Annotated in this window: 2 protein-coding genes; both read left to right on the top strand. The window is 50.5% G+C overall.

Annotation, left to right across the window (positions count from 1 at the left end):
- The coding region (locus BP727_RS01310) for a protease inhibitor I42 family protein (RefSeq protein ID WP_286857009.1) at positions 1-286 on the top strand (286 nt) is incomplete at its 5' end.
- Positions 287-443: 157 nt separating this feature from the next.
- Positions 444-1,076, top strand: coding sequence for a 30S ribosomal protein S3ae (locus BP727_RS01305; RefSeq protein ID WP_013720702.1), 633 nt, complete (start codon positions 444-446; stop codon positions 1,074-1,076).
- Positions 1,077-1,363: the final 287 nt, after the last annotated feature.

Here is a 1,363-nt window from a genome sequence, read left to right as displayed (position 1 = left end):
TGGTGATCCAATGAACGCGAGCTTGAACGTGGAGTTCACCTTATCGCTCGAATCGAATCCCACTACCGGTTATGTATGGGAGGCAACATTCGACAGAGTCTTTCTTGAGCTGAGGAAAAAGGAATTCAAAGAATCCGATGGAGAATCGGTTGGATCCGGCGGAATAGAGACATTAACCTTTGTCCCGATCAAGGCAGGAAGGACAGAGATAACCATGGTTCACAAGAGGCCGTGGGAGAGCATCCCTCTGGAAAGAAGATCATTCCCAATCCAGATCACAGAGTGAAAGACAGCAGCGGAATCGCATCACAAAGGCGATCTCGAAATGGAAAGGTTCCGCTACGAAGACCGCCTTCGTAAGGATCATGCCTGTTTTAGGCGATCGGTTTAAATACAGTGAGCTTGAACGGAGTTCGGATTAATATTATCTCGGAGGATGTTTATTGGCTAGAAGATCGCAGAGAAAGGCTGATAGCAGAAAGGCCAAACAGTGGTATAAGGTTGTAAGTCCGGAGATGTTCGGAAGGGTTCCCTTTGGAGAGACGATCGCCAACGATCCCGAGAGGATTGTGGGAAGGATCATCGAGACCACCTTAGGAGACCTCACCAACAACTTCTCCAAGCAGAATACCAAGCTAAAGTTCAGAGTGGACCGTGTAGCTGGTGACTCGGCATATACGAAGTTCCTGGGCCATGAGATGACCACAGATTATGTGCGCTCTCTGGTCAAGAGAAGAACCTCTCGCATTGATTCCATCGTAGATGTAACCACGACCGACGGCTACACCGTCAGGATCAAGCCCAGCTGCTTTACAGTTAAAAGGGCACGGGCAAACCAGGTCAAGTGCATTAGAGATCTCTCAAAGAGCGTCGTCATGGAGAGGTCGAAGAACCTGGACTTAAATCAGCTGATCCAGGATGTGGTGGGTGGAAAGATCTCTCTGGACATTTATAAGGAAGCCAAGGTGATCTACCCCTTGAGAAGGGTAGAGGTACGAAAGACTGAGATCAGAACTGAGCCCGCATTGTCTGTGCCTGAGCCAGCGGCACCAGCTGCTCCGCCGGCATCATCCTGAGGCTTATTGTGGCCAGATCCATCTTGGATCTATGATTCAATCGGATCGAATCTGCATCAGCTTGGCGCCCCTCTTGTACATTGCGGGAAGGGCGCTGGCTTGAGAATTTCTCGGCCATNNAGAAGGGTAGAGGTACGAAAGACGGAGATCCGAACTGAGCCCGCACTGTCAGTGTCGGAGCCAGCGGCACCAGTTGCGCCACCGGCATCATCCTAAGGTTTACTGTGGCGAGATCCATCTTGGATCGATGATTCAATTGGATCTAATCTGCATCAGCTTGGCGCCCC

The organism is Methanosaeta sp. UBA356 (assembly GCF_002496465.1).
Classification (GTDB): Archaea; Halobacteriota; Methanosarcinia; order Methanotrichales; family Methanotrichaceae; genus Methanothrix; species Methanothrix soehngenii.
This window is presented reverse-complemented; position numbering and strand designations above follow the sequence as displayed.